This is a genomic window from Nitrospira tepida, assembly GCF_947241125.1.
Lineage (GTDB): Bacteria > Nitrospirota > Nitrospiria > Nitrospirales > Nitrospiraceae > Nitrospira_G > Nitrospira_G tepida.
In genome coordinates this window covers 1,147,883-1,164,994 of record NZ_OX365700.1, presented here as the reverse complement: position 1 = coordinate 1,164,994, position 17,112 = coordinate 1,147,883, and the positions used below count along the sequence as shown (strand labels likewise).

The 17,112-nt window shown below is 62.1% G+C and carries 14 protein-coding genes; 3 read left to right on the top strand and 11 right to left on the bottom strand.

Annotated elements, in window-relative coordinates:
• Positions 1 to 31 precede the first annotated feature (31 nt).
• Positions 32 to 3,709: a chromosome segregation protein SMC gene (gene smc / locus QWI75_RS05470; protein ID WP_289267686.1), complete on the bottom strand. Its 3,678-nt coding sequence runs from the start codon at positions 3,707 to 3,709 to the stop codon at positions 32 to 34.
• Between the two features lie 254 nt (positions 3,710 to 3,963).
• Positions 3,964 to 4,923, bottom strand: a complete 960-nt coding sequence (ispH, locus tag QWI75_RS05465) for a 4-hydroxy-3-methylbut-2-enyl diphosphate reductase (protein WP_289267685.1) — start codon at positions 4,921 to 4,923, stop codon at positions 3,964 to 3,966.
• Positions 4,924 to 5,200: 277 nt separating this feature from the next.
• Between ispH and QWI75_RS05460 the strand changes: the two genes are divergently transcribed.
• Both QWI75_RS05460 and pnpS read left to right on the top strand, forming a co-directional pair.
• On the top strand, positions 5,201 to 5,905 hold the full coding sequence (locus QWI75_RS05460; RefSeq protein WP_289267684.1) for a response regulator transcription factor: 705 nt from the start codon (positions 5,201 to 5,203) through the stop codon (positions 5,903 to 5,905).
• The gene (gene pnpS, locus QWI75_RS05455) at positions 5,902 to 7,368 is read left to right on the top strand and encodes a two-component system histidine kinase PnpS (protein ID WP_289267683.1); all 1,467 of its coding nucleotides are present in this window, start codon (positions 5,902 to 5,904) and stop codon (positions 7,366 to 7,368) included. The genes QWI75_RS05460 and pnpS overlap by 4 nt, the downstream gene beginning before the upstream one ends.
• On the opposite strand, the gene QWI75_RS05450 is transcribed toward pnpS, so the two are convergent.
• From QWI75_RS05450 to QWI75_RS05440, 3 genes are all read right to left on the bottom strand, one after another.
• Entirely contained in the window at positions 7,341 to 8,333 is a 993-nt protein-coding gene (locus tag QWI75_RS05450; protein ID WP_289267682.1) for an inorganic phosphate transporter, read from the bottom strand. The genes pnpS and QWI75_RS05450 overlap by 28 nt on opposite strands.
• An 87-nt stretch (positions 8,334 to 8,420) precedes the next feature.
• The gene (locus tag QWI75_RS05445; protein WP_289267681.1) at positions 8,421 to 9,038 is read right to left on the bottom strand and encodes a DUF47 domain-containing protein; all 618 of its coding nucleotides are present in this window, start codon (positions 9,036 to 9,038) and stop codon (positions 8,421 to 8,423) included.
• A 44-nt stretch (positions 9,039 to 9,082) separates the two neighbouring features.
• Positions 9,083 to 10,075, bottom strand: coding sequence for a 3-oxoacyl-ACP synthase III family protein (locus tag QWI75_RS05440; protein WP_289267680.1), 993 nt, complete (start codon positions 10,073 to 10,075; stop codon positions 9,083 to 9,085).
• Positions 10,076 to 10,296: 221 nt separating this feature from the next.
• Here QWI75_RS05440 and QWI75_RS05435 point away from each other — a divergent pair, with 221 nt between their 5' ends.
• A complete protein-coding gene (locus QWI75_RS05435) occupies positions 10,297 to 11,235 on the top strand; it encodes an outer membrane protein assembly factor BamD (RefSeq protein ID WP_289267679.1) in 939 nt (312 codons plus the stop codon).
• Between the two features lie 58 nt (positions 11,236 to 11,293).
• On the opposite strand, the gene QWI75_RS05430 is transcribed toward QWI75_RS05435, so the two are convergent.
• The 6 genes from QWI75_RS05430 to resB are packed head-to-tail and all read right to left on the bottom strand — an operon-like array spanning position 11,294 to position 16,919.
• Positions 11,294 to 12,511, bottom strand: a complete 1,218-nt coding sequence (locus tag QWI75_RS05430; RefSeq protein WP_289267678.1) for an NAD(P)/FAD-dependent oxidoreductase — start codon at positions 12,509 to 12,511, stop codon at positions 11,294 to 11,296.
• Positions 12,512 to 12,521: 10 nt separating this feature from the next.
• On the bottom strand, positions 12,522 to 13,268 hold the full coding sequence (locus QWI75_RS05425) for a cytochrome c biogenesis CcdA family protein (RefSeq protein WP_289267677.1): 747 nt from the start codon (positions 13,266 to 13,268) through the stop codon (positions 12,522 to 12,524).
• Positions 13,258 to 13,839 (bottom strand): TlpA disulfide reductase family protein, encoded by a 582-nt coding sequence (locus QWI75_RS05420; RefSeq protein ID WP_289267676.1) that lies wholly within the window; start codon positions 13,837 to 13,839, stop codon positions 13,258 to 13,260. The genes QWI75_RS05425 and QWI75_RS05420 overlap by 11 nt, the downstream gene beginning before the upstream one ends.
• A gap of 27 nt (positions 13,840 to 13,866) precedes the next feature.
• Positions 13,867 to 14,502, bottom strand: coding sequence for a redoxin domain-containing protein (locus QWI75_RS05415; protein ID WP_289267675.1), 636 nt, complete (start codon positions 14,500 to 14,502; stop codon positions 13,867 to 13,869).
• Between the two features lie 13 nt (positions 14,503 to 14,515).
• Positions 14,516 to 15,430, bottom strand: coding sequence for a c-type cytochrome biogenesis protein CcsB (ccsB, locus tag QWI75_RS05410; RefSeq protein WP_289267674.1), 915 nt, complete (start codon positions 15,428 to 15,430; stop codon positions 14,516 to 14,518).
• Between the two features lie 46 nt (positions 15,431 to 15,476).
• A complete protein-coding gene (gene resB / locus QWI75_RS05405) occupies positions 15,477 to 16,919 on the bottom strand; it encodes a cytochrome c biogenesis protein ResB (RefSeq protein WP_289267673.1) in 1,443 nt (480 codons plus the stop codon).
• Positions 16,920 to 17,112: the final 193 nt, after the last annotated feature.

Genomic DNA, 17,112 nt, shown 5'->3' with positions numbered 1-17,112 from the left:
TGGCCGAACCGATCAGGAAGCGTGTTGAAGGCTACGCAGGCTGCAAATCGGTCAAGCGAACCGAGACGAGTTTCGACACCCCCGGCTCTTCCATGGTCACGCCGAACAAGGAATCGGCAATGGACATGGTGCGCTTGTTATGGGTGATGACGATGAACTGCGCGCTGGCCGCCAGTTCCCGCAAGACCCTGGTGAACCGGCCGATATTCTCTTCATCCAGCGGCGCGTCGATTTCGTCCAGAATGCAGAACGGCGTGGGGCGGATCAGAAAGCTGGCGAACAACAGGGCCATGGCGGTGAGGGTCTTTTCGCCGCCGGAGAGCATCGTGATGCTCTTCAACCGCTTGCCGGGCGGCTGTGCCACGATATCGATGCCGGGCTCGGCCGGCCCGTCACTCTCGCCCTCCGCCTCCGGCTCCGGCTCGACGGACACGAGTTCGGCCCTTCCTCCTGGAAACACTTTCTGAAACAATTCACCGAACTTCTCCTGCAATTGCGCAAAGGTTTCCTGGAACAGCTCTTTGGTAGTCCGATTGATCCGTTGGATGATTTCTTTGAGCGACTTGATCGATTTCGTCAGGTCTTCTTCCTGGCTGGTCAGAAACTGATAGCGTTCTTCAAGCTGACGATGCTCGTCAATCGCCGCCAGATTCACGCCCCCGATCTTCGCGAGACGATCGCGAATCTTCTGCAGCCGGTCCCGCAAGGCCTGGCGCTCCTCTTCACTGGCCACCTGGAACTCGATTTCAGCCGGCGCGCCATCGGCCTCCTGGTCCCCGGGAACGGTTCTCGGCAACTCGACCTGATAGGTTCCGGTGAGGGTTCCTTCGACCACCTCCAATTGCATCTGCACCTGAGCCCGTTTGACTTCGACCTCAAGCCGCCGCTGTCGGACGGACTCCATGCGCTCCCGAAGCTCGGCGACGGCGCGCTCCACATCCTTGAGCAGTTCCGCTCGTTGGGCCAGCGCCTCCTGGGCAGCCACCGACCGAGCCTGAATCTCATCCGCCCGCCGCCCCAACTCCTGACAGACTTCCTGGTGGCGACCCCGCTCGGACAGACTGGCCTGCAAGGAGGCCTTCAATTCCTCCTGTGCCTGCGCCAACTGCTCAAGCCGCACCCCGCACGCTTCCAGATGCCGTCGGAGGCGCTCACGGTCCGCGGCCAAGTGCTCGCGGCGGGCCCGTAGAGTGCCGACAGCCAGCCTGGCCTCGGTGGCCCGCTCCTGTGTTCCCTCCATCTCCTGCTGCGACTGTTCCTGCCGCTGCTGTAACCGCGTCACCAGCCCGGCCATCTCATCACGCTGCGCCACGGCTTGCCGGCACTCCTGCTGCTTGGCGGCGATCTGATCCGCCAGACTCTGCGCGTCGGTTTCCGACTCCCGCCGTTCCTCGCCAATCCGATCCATCCGCCCCGTCAGCTCGACCAGACTCTGCTCCGACCCGCTGTGGTCCTTCGAAAGCGCCACCGCCTTCAATTCGATCTCCCGGAGATCGACTTGGAGCGCCTGGGCCCTGTCCCGCAGTTGATTCAGATGCTGATGCAGGTGCTCGCGCGTGGCCCGGAGCGTTTCGATGCCGGCGAGCAGCGTCGTTCGATGCTCCTCCAACTGCTGCACTTCGCGGCGCCGTTGAAGCACGCCTCCCGACACCTGGGCCGACCCGCCCGTGATCACCCCATCGGGCTCCAGGATTTCGCCAGCCAGTGTCACCAACGTCGGGCCGGTGGGGCCGATCCAGTCTCCCTGCTCCCACAGCCGAAGGGCCTGGTCCACATCGCTCACAATCACGGCTCGCGCGAATAAGGAGGCCAGGGCCTGCTGAGAATCGCGCTGGACTTCGACGACGTCGGAGACCCGTCCAAGCACGCCGGGCTGGTCGGAGAGCGTCGGCCACCACCCGGGCGTGTCAACCGGCTCGGGTTGTTTCTCCGAGCGGAAGCTGAGAGGCAGGAAAGACCCCCGTCCGAGATCCTTCTGCTTCAAAAAGGCGATCGCCTCGGACGCATGGCGCGGACTATCGACGAACCAGGCGCGCACCCGCTCGCCCAACAGCGCTTCAATGGCTCGGTCATAGCCGTTGGCCACGACCAGACATTCGGCGATCGCATCGCGAATCCCTTCGCACGCGCGTACGGAGGTCGTCGCCTCCTCGCCTTCGCGCCCGTAGCCCATTTCCTCCCGCACCACGGCCTGCAACGTCCGCAGCCGCGACTCAGTCGCCGCCAACTGCTCCAAATCACGGGCGCGGCGCTGATCCGCCGCCGCCAACTGTTCGCCTGCCTGCGTCAGCTCGCGGGCGGTCGCCTCCTGCTCGGACCGGATCGCCGCCTGCCGCTCTCCGGCGATCTCACGATCTTTGCTCAGCAGGCTGAGTTGGTCGTGCAGGTGTTGCCGCCGTTGGCTCAGTTCGTCCGCTTCACGGGCGAGCCGGGCGGCTCGCTCCCTGTTTTCCTGGAAGCGGGCTTCCAACCGTGAGATTGTACTCTCTCCCGCCACCACGAGGGACGAGGCAACCAGCAGATTCCGGTTGGCCTCGCGCTGTTCCGCCTCGAGCGCGTCCTGACGCCCTCGCAGGTCCCTGAGTTGGCCCTCCAACCGGTCCGCCTGGGCCACCCGTTCCTCCAACTCCGCCTCCAGAATGGCCAACTGCTCCACCAAGGCTTCCACATCGCGCATGGCCTGGGCGCGATCTTCTTCGCAACGGGCGGAGTCGGCCACCGCCTGGGCCTGTTGTTGTTCGAGCAGTTGCGCCCGGTTCCGTTCGATCTCGACCTGGCCGAGGGCCTGCGCCCGTTGCGTCTCCACCGAAGCCAACTCCTGTTGGACCGTCTGGAGCAGTTCATGGTCCCGCTGCATGGCCAATTTCAGCTCCTCCGCCTTTGCATCAAGACGCCCATGGTCGGCCGACAACTCCGCCTCGTGGTCAGCCAACTCCTGCGCCTCCAGGTCCACGGCTCCCCGGCTCGCTATCAGCTTTCGATAGTCGTCGGAGAGCAACCGGATCTCGATCGTCCGCCCTTCCTTCTGGAGCGAATCGTAGGCGCGGGCCTGCTGAGCCTGCCGTTCGAGCCAGTTGAGCTGCTTCTTGACCTCTCCGATGACGTCCCGCACCCGGACCAAGTTTTGTTGCGTGGCCTCGAGCTTGCGCAGGGCCTCGGCCTTTTGCTTCTTGTAGCGGACGATCCCGGCCGTCTCTTCGATCAGCTCCCGGCGGCCCTGCGGGCTGGCGTTGAGAATCTGATCGAGCTGGCCCTGGGCGATCACGGTGTGGCCCTTGGTGCCGGCCCTCGTATCCAGCATCACTGAGCGGACGTCTTTCAAGCGGCAGAGCGTCTTGTTCAGCAGGTATTCGCTGTCGCCGTTGCGGAAGAGCCGGCGGGTGACCATGACCTCGGAATAGTCGCTGAGCAGGCTGGACGCATCGCCCATCCCTTGCAAATCGCCCGGCTGGATGCCGGCGATGACCAACGTGACCTCGGCCATCCCCATCGGCTTGCGGATCTCGGTGCCGTTGAAGATCACGTCTTCCATCCGTTCGCTGCGGAGCGTCTTTGTGCTTTGCTCGCCCAGCACCCAGAGAATGGCGTCCACCACATTGCTCTTGCCGCTCCCGTTGGGACCGACGACCGCCGTAACTCCCCGCGGAAACTCAATCTTCGCCTCTGCGAAGGACTTGAACCCGACCATCTCCAGGGACTTCAGAAACATGCGGGCCCCTCCTCTATGAAATGGGTGACGGCAACCAAGGCAGGGACGAACAATGAGCGGCTTGTAACACAGCCGATGGGACAAATCAAAGAAAAATACCGTATGCGGGGGACTCAAGAACCATGGCCCACCAGATATAGGGCCGGTTGGACTAATGACCGGGCTAAGACAGGCCTGTCAGCCGGTTCTTCAGGCTTGGGCCATGACCAGAAAAGGGCGTGAGTACGTGGGGAACCTGATTCAAGGCCTGGTGATCAAGCCGATGAACCGCGTCGCGCGCCGACCGGCTCGATAGACACGAGTTCGCGGGGCAGTTGGAACTCCACGTCCTCCTCGATCACGGTCAAGTCCTCCACTTCGGCGGGACCGTATCGTTTGAGAAAGTCCACCACCTCGCTGACCAGCACTTCCGGCGCCGAGGCGCCGGCCGTAATGCCGACCGCCTGGACGCCGTTCAGCCATTCCGGGTTGATGTCCTGCCAGGAGTCGATCAGGTAGGAAGTGATCCCGCAATCCTCCCCCAATTCCCTGAGTCGGTTGGAGTTGGAGCTGTTCGGCGATCCGATGACGAGGATGAGATCCACGAGCTTCGACAGGGCCTTCACCGCGTTCTGGCGATTTTGGGTGGCGTAGCAAATATCTTCCTGGTGCGGGCCCTTGATGCCGGGGAACCGGCGGTTCAAGGCGGCCACGATATCCCGGCATTCATCGACGCTCAAGGTCGTCTGGGTGACATAGGACAGGTGCACGGAATTCTCCACCTGCAACCGCTCCACGTCGTCAACCGACGACACGAGGTGAAACTTGTCCGGAATCTGGCCGAGCGTCCCGATGACTTCCGGGTGGCCGGCGTGCCCGATGAGGATCAGCTCGTAGCCCTGCGTATAGTCCCGATTGACCTCGTTGTGGACCTTGATCACGAGCGGGCAGGTGGCGTCGATGACCTTCAGCCCGCGCCGGTTCGCTTCCCGCCAAACTTCCTTGGCCACGCCGTGCGCGCTGAAGATGACGATCGCCTCGTCGGGCACCTCATTCAGCTCCTCCACGAACACCGCGCCCTTTTGCCGCAGCGAGTTGACGACATGACGGCTGTGGACGATCTCATGGCGGACGTAGATGGGCGCGCCGTACTTCTTCAAGGTCAAATCCACGATATCGATCGCGCGATCAACGCCGGCGCAAAAGCCGCGCGGGTTGGCCAGATAAATCTTCATAAGGCTCGTCTCCTTCGGGCCGGAACCGATGCCGGGCATCACGCCCTCCTCTTCCGGAACGCCAGGGCTCACGATACGCCAGATCTCGCGGAGGCGTCAACCGAATTGACGGCTGCCCGATTCTTCAGCCGTACGACTCCCCGATTCCTCATTTCTCATTTCTCATTCCTCATTCTTCACTCCTCACGGCTGCCGGCTTCCCGCGCGACCACCTCGACGGCCCGGGAGGAACCTTGACACTTGATCGGCCCCGCCTTACGCTGTGCGGGGATCGGCAATGGCCACCAACAAGAAGATTCTCATCGTCGAGGATGACAAGGATATCCTCGAACTCGTCAAGCTCTACCTCGGCAAAGAAGGCTTTCGCACCGCGACCGCCTCAACGGGCACGGATGCGCTCAAGCAGGTCAAGTCGGACAAACCGGACTTGATCGTCCTGGACCTGATGCTGCCCGAAATCGACGGCCTCGAGATTTGCAAGCGGCTGCGCGGCGCTCCGGACACGGCCTCCATTCCGATCATCATGCTGACCGCGAAGGCGGAGGAAGCCGACACGATCGTGGGCCTCGAATTGGGCGCAGACGATTACGTGACCAAACCCTTCAGCCCGAAATCCCTCGTGGCGCGGGTCAAGGCGCTGTTTCGCCGCCTGGACCGCCAACAACAGGGGACGGTTTCCGTGCACACCTACGGGCATTTGGTCATGGATCTGTCGCGTCACGAGGTGCGGGTTCAGGATCGTGAAGTCGTCCTCACGGCGAAGGAGTTCGGGTTACTGGAGTATCTGCTGCGCAATGTCGGCCGGGTCATGACCCGCGACACCCTGCTCAATTCGGTCTGGGGCTACGATTATTACGGAACCACCCGCACCGTTGATGTGCACGTCCGTCGGCTCAAGCAAAAGATTCCCCTGCTCAATGACGCCATCGTGGCGGTCAAATCACTGGGTTACAAACTGAAGGAATACGACGCTCCGGCATGAACCTGCCGTTTCAATGGAAAGTTGCCTTCGGGATTCTCGCGACGGTTCTGATCGGCCTCTCCCTTTCCTCCTGGTTGACTCTCCGCATCGTTCGGCGCGGATGGCCCGACGCCCTCCCCGCCTCTGTTCAGACCGATCTTCTGTTGGCGTTCGGAACGGCGTTGTTGATCGCCATGGGCGTGGGCATCGGCATTGCGCGCCGCCTCACCCGTCCCCTGAGTGAAATGACCCAACTGGCCAAACACCTGGCAACCGGTGGGTTGGGCCACCGCATCCGGTCGGCCCCGCCGGATGAAGTGGGCCAACTCGGCGACGTCCTGAACCAGATCACCGACCAGTTGCAGGCCAAGATTCACGAAGTCTCGGAGGATCGGGCCCAACTGCTGGCCATGTTGACCGCCATGGTCGAAGGGGTGATGGTCCTGGATTCCAAAGGACAGGTCCTGCTCATCAATCCGGCGCTCGAGCGCATGTTCGGGCTCCATTCGCAGCCGGCGCGCGGCCGTCCCTATTGGGAACTGATCCGCCATCCCGATCTGAACGACCTGACGGCGCGGGTGCTGGAACGGCGCACCGGACAGACCGGGGAATTGTCCCTTGCGCTCAGCGGGCGGACGCTTCGGGTCGAGGTGTCGGTGGCGGGAGGCCGGCGGGAGCATGAAGCCTGCGTTGTCCTGGTCTTCCACGACATCACGGACCTCCGCCGTTTGGAAACGGTCCGGAAAGATTTCGTCGCCAACGTCTCGCATGAGCTGAGGACCCCGCTCACGTCGATCAAGGGCTATGTTGAGGCGCTCTTGGACGGGGGCAAGGACGACCCTGAGACCATGGCCAAGTTTCTCGACATTATTCTGCGTCAGAGTAACCGCCTGAATTTGATCCTGGACGACCTGCTGCAATTGTCCCAGATCGAATCCGGCGTGGCCCTGTTCAAGCGGGATCTCGTGTCACCGGGCAACGTGGTGGAGCGGTCCCTCGCGATCATCCAACCCTTGGCGGACAAGAAAGGGCACCGGATGCACCTTGAGGTCGCGGAGGGGTTGCCGGGGGTGATCGGGGATGAAGATCGGCTGGTTCAGGTGCTGACCAACCTATTGGACAATGCGGTGAAATATACCCCGGACGGCGGGACCATCACGGTTCGGCTTCAGGCTCTGGAACCGACTCCCGGCGCCGAGGTCGGCTCGATCGAGCTCAGCGTGGCGGACACCGGCATCGGCATCCCCGAAGGCGACCGCCCGCGGGTGTTTGAGCGGTTCTACCGGGTGGACAAGGCCCGCTCCCGTGAATTGGGCGGGACCGGATTGGGGCTGGCCATCGTGAAGCACATCGTGGAGCAACACGACGGGCAGGTCTGGGTGGAGGGCAACCAGCCCGCTGGCAGCCGATTCGTGGTCCGGCTCCCGGCCGCGCGCCCCGGACAGCTCACCGCCCCTCAGACAAATCTCGCCAACAACAGGTAGAAGCCCGACGCCAAGAGCGCGGCGCCAGGCAAGGTACAAATCCAGGCGAAAATGATCCTGGCGGTGACGCCCCAGCGCACGGCGGACAACCGCTTCACCGCTCCGACTCCCATGACCGTCGTCGTGATGGTATGCGTCGTGCTGACAGGCAGGCCGAAATGCGCGGTGCTGAGCAGGACCATCGCCGCCCCCGTCTCCGCCGCGAAACCGTGCACCGGCTCCAGCTTCACGATCCGCATGCCCAACGTGCGCACGATCCGCCAGCCTCCGGCCGCCGTGCCAAGCCCCATGGCCAGGGCGCAGGATCCGATGACCCAGTTCGGCACCTCGGTCGTGGGAATGACGCCGCCGGACACCAACGCCAGCGTGATGATGCCCATCGCCTTCTGCGCGTCGTTGGCGCCGTGGCTGAACGCCATGAAACTGGCCGAGACGATCTGAAGCCGCCGGAAGAGACCGGTCGCCCAACCGCGTGACGCGCGGAAGAAGATCCAACTGATCGCCACCATCAGGCTCAGCCCGATGGCAAATCCCAAAAACGGCGACAGGACCATCGCTTCCATCACGGCGCGGAGCCCGGAAAACTTCACGACCTCCCATCCACCGTGCGCGACCGACGCCCCGACGAGCCCCCCGATCAATGCATGAGACGAGCTGGTCGGCAGACCCATCAACAGCGTGATCAGATTCCACACGATGGCGCCTGCCAACGCCCCGGCCACCACGGCCTGCGTGACGGACGTCGGCTCCACGAGGCCCGACCCGATCGTCTTGGCCACGGCCGTCGACATGTAGGCCCCGGCGATGTTCAGGATCCCCGCTCCCGTCACGGCCACAATCGGGCTCACGGCCCTGGTCGACACGACGGTGGCGATCGCGTTCGCGCTGTCGTGCCAGCCGTTCGAAAAATCGAACAGCAGGGCCAGCCCGATGACCAGCAGCAACAGCCCGCTCACTTCTAGCATCGCGAGAATCTCACCGGACGGGACGGCTGCCCGAAGGGCAGCTTCGAAGGAAGGGGCGATAGGGATAGGAGGCAGGCATGGGGGCTGTCAATGGTGTTTCAACACAATCCGTTCGAGAATGTTCATGACGTCTTCGCAGCGATCCGCGCCGTTTTCGAAATCCTGGTAGATCTCTTTCCACTTGATCACCATGATCGGGTCCGACTCCTTCTCGAACAACATCGAGAGCGCATCGCGCGACAGCCGATCGGCCTCGTTCTCCAGTGTGTTCACCTTGAGGGTATATTCCCTCATTTCTCCGTTGCGTCTGCCCAACAGGTCCACGGCCGAGGCCACAGCGACACTCGCCTGATAGAGGATGTCGGCAAGCCGGACGGCCATGGGCGTCGGCTTGGATACTTTATAAATCACGAAACAGTCGGCGATTTCCTCGGCCACGTCGAGAATGTCGTCCAGCGAACTAGCCAGGTCGTGAATGTCTTCGCGGTCGATCGGGGTAATGAATGTCTGGTTCAATTTCTTTGCGATCTCGTGCGTGATCTCGTCCCCGATATGCTCGACTTCCTTGATCCGCTTGGCCTGCCCGGCCGGATCGTGAAAATTTTCCATCATCTCCTTCAAGAGACGGCTGCCTTCGATGACGTTATGCCCCGCTCTGCGGAACAGTTCAAAGAACGCTTCTTCGCGTGGAATCAATCCAAACATCGGTCCCTGCCTGTTCCTTTCAACCTTGTTCAATATGAAGCGGCCTACCAACGGATCAAGGCGGTCGCCCAGGTCAGGCCGCCGCCGAAGGCTCCCAGCAACAGCAGATCGCCGGCAGTGAGGCTGCCGCCTCGGACGGCGCAGTCCAGGGCCATCGGCAGCGATGCGGAAGAGGTGTTGCCGTACTGTTCGATAATCGACGTCGTTTGATCGGGCGACAGGCCCAAGCGGCGCCCCAGCGCCTCCAAAATCCGCCCGTTGGCCTGATGGAACACCGCCTGCCGGAGGTCCGATATCGTCAGTCCGAATTCTTTCAGCAGGTCCTGCACCGCGGCGGCCAGCCGCCTGACCGCCAGGCGGAACACCGGCGTGCCGTCCAGATGAATCGCATGGCGCCCCTCGCGCACCGTATCGGCCGAAGACGGCAGGCGCGATCCCCCAGCCGGCAGGCGGATCAATCCGTGGTACGCTCCGTCCGTGTAGAGCCGAACCCCCAGAATGCCCCTCCGTTGCGGGTACATCGTCTCTTCCGCAACCAACACCGCCGCCCCCGCTCCGTCCGCGAAGAGCACCGCCGTAACCGGGTCCTGCTTGTCGAGGAAGGCGGATTTCACCTCCGCCGCCACTATGAGGCAGGTCTTCGCCTGTCCTGATCGAATCAGCGCATCTCCCACGGACAGCCCATACAGAAACCCGGAACAGGAGGCCGCCACATCAAAGGCGGCGACGGGACGGCCCCCGAGCGCCCGCTGGACATAGCAGGCGGTGGAGGGAAACACCGTGTCGGGGGATGTGGTGGAAACAATGATGGCATCCGGACTGGACGGGCCGCACCCGGCCGCTTCCAGGGCCCGCCGCGAGGCCTCCACCGCCAGATCCGACGCCGACTCATGACCGGAAACCCACCGCCGGGACCTGATCCCGGTCAGCCGGTGGATCTGCTCCGGTGGGGCGCCCAAGGCCGAGCCGATCTCGCGGTTATCGACCGTCCGTTCGGGAGCGGCCATTCCTGTTCCGACGATGCGGCTCGTAAGCATCCTTGCGCTCGCTGATGGATCGGGTGGACTCTGTTTGGTGAGCCCGGCGATTATAGGGGCCCCTCTTCTGATCGTCAATGCAAGGCTCCTGGTCGGCGCCGGCATGACATGCCATTGATGTGATGAGCCCCTGGTGGTCGCGCGAATGACTGTTAAATGAATGTTAAATGAGTGTTTTCTGTTGCGAAGAACCTTATCGTTTGATACAACCGGCCCGGCCCATGATGACACTGCGATCCCTTTCCGCCCACCACCTCTGCTCCCTGTTGGCAGCCGTTAGCTTGGTCCTGTCCGGTTGCTCCGGCAATCCGAAGCCGACCGATGCGCAGGGCAAGGCATTGAGCAACACGGACGAGCAGATCTTCGTCGGGGACACCATCGAGAAGAACTATGACCCGCACGTCATCATCAAGCGGGCCGAAGCCTTCTTCGACAAGGAGGAGTATGCCGAGGCGTCCATCGAGCTGACGCACTTCATGGAGTTGCATCGAGCCCATGCCTTGGCGCCCTACGCTCAGTTTCGGCTTGGAGAGGCCTATCTCAAACAGGCCCGGACGATCGACCGGGACCCGGAGCCCGTGCAAAAGGCCATGGCCGCGTTCGAAAAGCTCCGAACCGATTATCCGTCCAGCGCCTATGACTCGCAGGCGGTCGCCCGAATTCATGATTGCAAGGATTGGCTCGCGCAGACCCACATGTTTGTCGGACAATTTTATTACCGCCGCGAGGCCTATCTGGCGGCCGCCCATCGCTTCGAGGCGATCCTGAAGGACTATCCGGAAATGAACGTCGCGCCGGACGCGCTCTATTATCTCGCACTGTCCTACAAGGAACTTGGCGCCACCGACTGGGCACGGGAACAACTGGCCTTGCTGTCCGACCGTTTCCCGACAAGCCCGATCCGCGCCCAAGGCGACAAGCTGCTCGCCAAACTGGGAGGCCCGCTCCCGGTGGCGGTCGCCAAGACCGACGTCGAGAAGCCTGCGCCCTCGGCTCAAGCCGAGCCTGTTTCTGCCGAGCTTTCGCTGGCCTCGCTCGTTCTGCCGGAACCCGAGCCGCAGCGCGCCACAATCCCGCAGATCACCCCTCCGACGGTCCCGGCTTCCGCTTCGGCTCTTCAACCCAATCTGACGTTATGCCGTCTCGGCGCCTGGTGTTGACGCACCGGCCTTTCCGTCACCGCCTCTTCGGATCCTGCTCGACGAATCTCCCAACTGGTTACGGCCTGGCGCGGAAGACGTGAGGAACCCAATGCGAGAGAGAGGCCTTGACCGAGCGTTTGGCCAAAGCGAGAAAGGTTTGGTAAGTCTCGTGCCCTTGAAGCACCCGATAGTAGAGCTGCACGAACTCCTGGTACCGATGGGCCAGCCGGTGACAGAGTCCCGGAAAAGAGTACAGAATGGAGGCCATGCGGGACGCGACCCGGAATTCCGGATAGATCTCCCGATAGACGGCCCGGCTGTATCCTTCCAGGCTCTGCGAGAGCCCGCGCACGACCTCCACCGCGCTGCGAGAGGCCAGTTGGCCTGATTTGACCGCGTAGTAGATGCCTTCACCAAACAGCGGGTCCACCAGGTGGGCGGCGTCCCCGATCAACATGATCCGTCCGTTCACCAGTTCCACCGCGTCAGGCTTTGATTCGTCGAGCACACAGGGGTTGAAGAGAGGGAGCGGATGGCCCTGAGGGGGAGGAATCGTCCAGCCCATGCTTCTGAGTCCCTGTTCCCCTTGCACGAAGCGACTGAAGACTCGCCTCGGGCTTGCCGAGGGTCCGCGAAACTCCGCGATCCCGACGGAGAGCCGCTCGTTCTTGGGGAAAATCCACCCATACCCGCAGGCCGGAGTTCCCAGTTCGATTCCCACGACACGCTCGCGCGGATAGACGGGCGACCGTCCGATGTCGATTTCGCTTTCCAGCGTCGGCATGCAGCGGCGTGGCCGTCGCGAAAACAACCGTTGCGCGACAACACTATTCGCCCCGTCGGCTCCGATCAGGACCTTGGCGCGATATCGCCCCTGGTCGGTGTCGATCTCCACCCCGTCCTGCACGGGCGTGAAGCGCTTCGCCGATTCTCCTTGGCGGATCTCGGTCCCGGCCCCGCGCGCCCGCTCGACCAGACAATGATCGAACCGGTCTCGCATGACCATGTAGGCGATGGGCGACGACGATTCAATGGTGAAGGGGTCGGCACCTGCGCAGGCGAAGCGCACACCGTAGATGATGTGCTCGATGACGCTCTGGAACGCGCTGCCGAGCAACTGGTCGATGCGGGCTGAGAGTCCGCCTCCGCAGACCTTGTACCGAGGGTGCACACCCTTGTCTAAGGCCAGAACCTTGAGCCCGGACCGGCTGCATTCGTACGCGGCGGCGGCTCCGGCTGGGCCGAGGCCGACCACGACCACGTCGAAGGACTGCAGGTCAGGCAGCAGAGGCATGGCTCGGACGCTACTGGCCGAGATACCACCCGATTCCGTATCGTTCGAGGAAACTCGTGATCAGCGTCAGCGAGTTGGCATAGACCAGGACCCCGACCACGACCAGGAGCACGCCGCTGACGGTCGACACCCCCCGCAAGTAGCCGCGAAATTCCTTGAAGTAGGCCAGAAACCGGTCCACGCCCAGCGCGGTGATGAACAAGGGCAGCCCCAGGCCTAGCGAGTAGAAGGCGAGCAACAGCACCCCTTGGGACAGTGCTTCGGTTGTGCTGGCGTAGAGGAGAATGGTGCCCAAGACCGGTCCGACGCAGGGTGTCCAGCCGGCGGCGAAGGCGACGCCGATGAGGAACGAGCCCAGATAGCCGGCGGGCCTGGTCCGGAAGTGCAGCCGCCGCTCCGTCCGGAACAGGCTCAGGTTCAGAAGGCCGAGCAGGTAGAGGCCGAACACGATGATCAGGATGCCGCCGATTTTCCGCAGGTGCTCCTGATAGGTCATCAGGGCCTGCCCGATCAGGCTGGCGGAGGCGCCGAACGCGATGAAGACGCTGGAAAACCCGGCGATGAAGATCAGCGCATTGACGACGATCTCCCGCCGATACCGGACCCGTTCCTCGGCATCCGCAAGCTGTTCGACGGACAGGCCGGTAATGTAACTGATGTAGGAGGGCACCAGCGGAAGCACGCAGGGAGACACAAAGGACAACAGGCCGGCGGTGAAGGCCGCAAACATCGAAATCTGTTGCACGCTATCCGTCATGACGGGTCTCTCCCACGAAATTCCGAATCAACCGCACGGCCTCCGGGGAGGCCCAGTCACGGGCTCCGAAGATCCGTTGCCGGAGAATCCCCTGGCGGTCCACAATAAAGGTCATCGGCAGGCTCCGCGCCCCATAGATGAGCCCGACTTGGTAGTCGGCATCGTGCAGGATCGGAAACGACAGGCCCATTTCCTGGCGGAAGGGTTTAGTCACGGCCGCGCCCTGAGGGTCCGTGGACACGGCCAGTATCTCAAAATCTCTTCTCGCAAAGGTTCGATAGAGGCTCTCCATCGCCGGCATTTCGACCCGGCAGGGACCGCACCAAGTCGCCCAAAAATTGACCATGACGACGGTGCCCCGATAACTCTCCAGCGAGACGGCATTCCCGCCGAGATCCCTCAACCTGAATGTTGGCGCGGGCTCCCCGATGGCGACCGTCACCGGCTGGACACGGCCCAGGCCTGATTCATTGGCGGAAGCGGACGGCGGCGACACCGGGTCCCCCCCGTCACAGCCCGACAGGACCGCGATCCCCATCACGAGAACGATGCTGCGACAGATCTGGCCCATGGTCGGCATGGTCGGAAGGTCTGGCGCTCAGGCGCCGGCTGGAGATGCGGTGACCGCTTGTGCCGACTTTACGGCTTTGAGCAACTGCGTAAGCACCTGGAGGTTGTCCTGCCTGGTCCAATCGCGAGGACCGATGACTTTCTCCCGCAGGATGCCGTCCTGGTCAATGATGTAGGTTTCCGGGACTCCCATCAGCTTATAGCGTTTGTCGGTCTGGCCCCAGGAATCCACCAACACGGGAAAGGTCAGATTCATGTTCTTCACGAACGGCGGGATATCTTTCTTGGTGGTGACCCGGTCGATGCTCACCGCCAGCATCACCAAGCCGTCCTTCTCGAAGTTCTTGTACAAGACCTCCATCGACGGCATTTCCTCCTGACAGGGTTTGCACCAGGTCGCCCAGAAGTTCAGAAACACCACCTTGCCCCGATAGTCGGACAGCCGGACGGTCTTGTCGGCGAGGTCGGGCAGCGCAAAATCCGGCGCCGGCTTGCCGACCGTGAGGGGCTCGTACTTGGCGCTCTGCATCCAGACGACCCCGAACACCACAGCCAGCACAGCCGCCGCTGTCAGCACGATGCCGACTTGGGAACGGGCCGGAGCCGGGGCATTCCTTCCCTGAGACGGCCCGGGGGACGGTGCGGCTGAAACCGTCTGAGCCATGGCCCTGTCCCGATCACGCATAAGCATGCAGACCCGAGAGCAGGAAGTTCACGCCCCAGAAGCAGAAGATCACCATCAAGAATCCAAAAATGGCGTAGATAGCGGCCCGGTGCCCTTCCCATCCCCGCGTCATGCGGGCATGGATATAGGCGCCGTAAATCAACCAGACGATCAGCGACCAGGTCTCTTTTGGGTCCCAGCTCCAATAGCCGCCCCAGGCATAGTTCGCCCACATGGCCCCGAGAATGATGCCGAAGGCCAGCAGCGGGAAGCCGATCATGATGGCCTTGTAGCCCAGCTCGTCGATGGTTTCCAAATCCGGAAAGGCCGCAGCGATTCCCCCGCTCTTGCCTTTCCGTTCCGCCCGTTCCTTGAACAGGTACATCACGCCCAATCCGCCGGCCATCGCAAAGGCGGCGTAGCTGGTGAGGGTGACGGACACGTGGATGTAAATCCAGTAGCTGTTGAGGGCCGGCACCAGCGGCTCGGCCGTCTGATAGCGATAGGGCAACAGCGACGCGGCGCCCATGGCGATGAACCCGATCCCGACGACGAACGCGCCGATCGCCTTGATGCGGTACCGCATCTCCAAGAGCACATAGCCCAGAATGATCGCCCAGGAGACATAGGCCATTGCTTCAAACTGATTCGACCAGGGGGCGAAGGTGCCGGAGAGCTGCATCCGCTCATAGGCCCGCATGAACAGCGCGCCGCTGTTCACGATCCATCCAAACACGGTGACCAGCGTCGCGACCTGTCCGAGCTGGCTGGCCCACCCTTCGTCCCGATCGTCATACGTCTCCACCGGATGGCCCGCCGGCGCAAACTGCATCACCGGCCGCCGGACGAAGAGATAGGCGATGTAGAGCGCCAAGGCCGCCAAATACAGCCAGAAGGTCATATCGAACAGGAATAGGGACTTGAGCATGATGGACCCTCCTAGAACTCTATGGCTCGCTGATCCTCGTGGAAGCTTAGCCCGATTTGGTTTCCACGTGCTGGATCAGGCGCTTGAATTCCCGCTGAAAATCGATCTGATTCTTGTGCGTGTTTCCGCCGATGTGCAGCACGACGCCGTCGTGCTGCGGCACGATCTTCGCCCACAGGCGCCGGTGATAGATGAACGACGACAGCGTGATTCCTACCACGATCATGGTCGAGCCGATCCAGACGATGTTCACGCCCGGATCGCGCGTGATCTGCAATCCCGTGAACTTCTTTGGTCGATAGCCGACCAGCTCGAAACTGTATTTCGACCCTTGGATCTCAAACAAGTCCGGATAATGATAGAACACCCAGGGGGTCGCCTCCAACGTTCCGCGCTCATTCATTGCCAATCGCAGGGCAGGATTGGCATGTTCCACCGTCTTGGAATAGACCTTTTTCTCGGATGAATTGAAGGCAAAGTCCGCTACGAAATCGGTGGCCGTGAGCTTAAGGCCGAGATTCTCGATCACCTTCTCCTTTTGCCATTCCAGATCGACTGTCGCAAGGACCTTGTCGGTTTCCTTGTCCTTGATGTTGAGGCGCGCCACCTCGATGCGATCCCAGGCGTCGCCATAGCTCGACTGATAGAACCAGATGTTCTTATAGACGAGCGGGTCGTTCACCGTGATGGTTTTCGTGAGCGCCGGGCTGCCCTGGTCGATCACCGTTAACGTACTATTGTACGACTTGACGGCCCCGTTCTCGTAGTAGTCGATCCAGAATTTATCGACGTGCAGGTCGAAGTTCCCACGGGGGATATGGTAGGTCTGCCCTTCCATGCAGACGCCGAAGTCCTGGAACCCCCAGAGACTCCCGATCAACCCGCCCAGCACGATCACCGTCGCGCTGAGATGGGCCATGTGCGCCCCCACGCGCCCCATGATGCCCTTCGTGGCGTAGAGCGACACGCCTGAGGCTTCGTTCTTGGCCAGCACCCGATAGCCTTTTTCCGCCAAAAACCGGACGAGCCGCTCGCCGATATACTCCTTCGTCCCCGCCGCCGAGATCTCGGCGGAATGTTTCATATTCTTGATGAACGGCAGCGAGACGTTCACCTTGTCCTGCTGCATCGAGCGCCAAACGGCGGGGAATCGCTTGTAGAAACAGGTCAGCGAATTGACGCAGAGCAGGCCGAGCAGGCTGGTAAACCACCAGGTGTGGTAGACATCGGTCAGACCGAGACGCGTGAACCAACGGTAGGCCTGTTCGCCATATTCCTTGATGTAGGTTTCGGGGCGCTCATTCTGTTGAATGACGGTGCCGATGGTGGCCGTGACCGCCAAGATCAAGAACAGGAACATGGCCAGCTTGATCGACGCGAAAAACTCCACGACCTCACGGGACACCTCGTCCCACCCGAACCCTTGGGCAGAGGCGCGGGGTTTCGGCGCGGGCGGTTGTTGAAGGGCGAGTTCCGGCTCTCCGTCCATAATCAAAAAAGACCCGTGTTAATCGAGGGTTCGGAGACACCCTGACCGTTGCCTGGAACCCGTTGAAATACCGACCGGCATCCTTGATCCGACCCAGGTGCTGGGAGTATTCGAGAAGCGTGCGGTTTCCTAGTTCTCGGCGAGTGTCTCAATCGGTTGACCATCTTACAAACCGCATAAAATCACTGTCAAG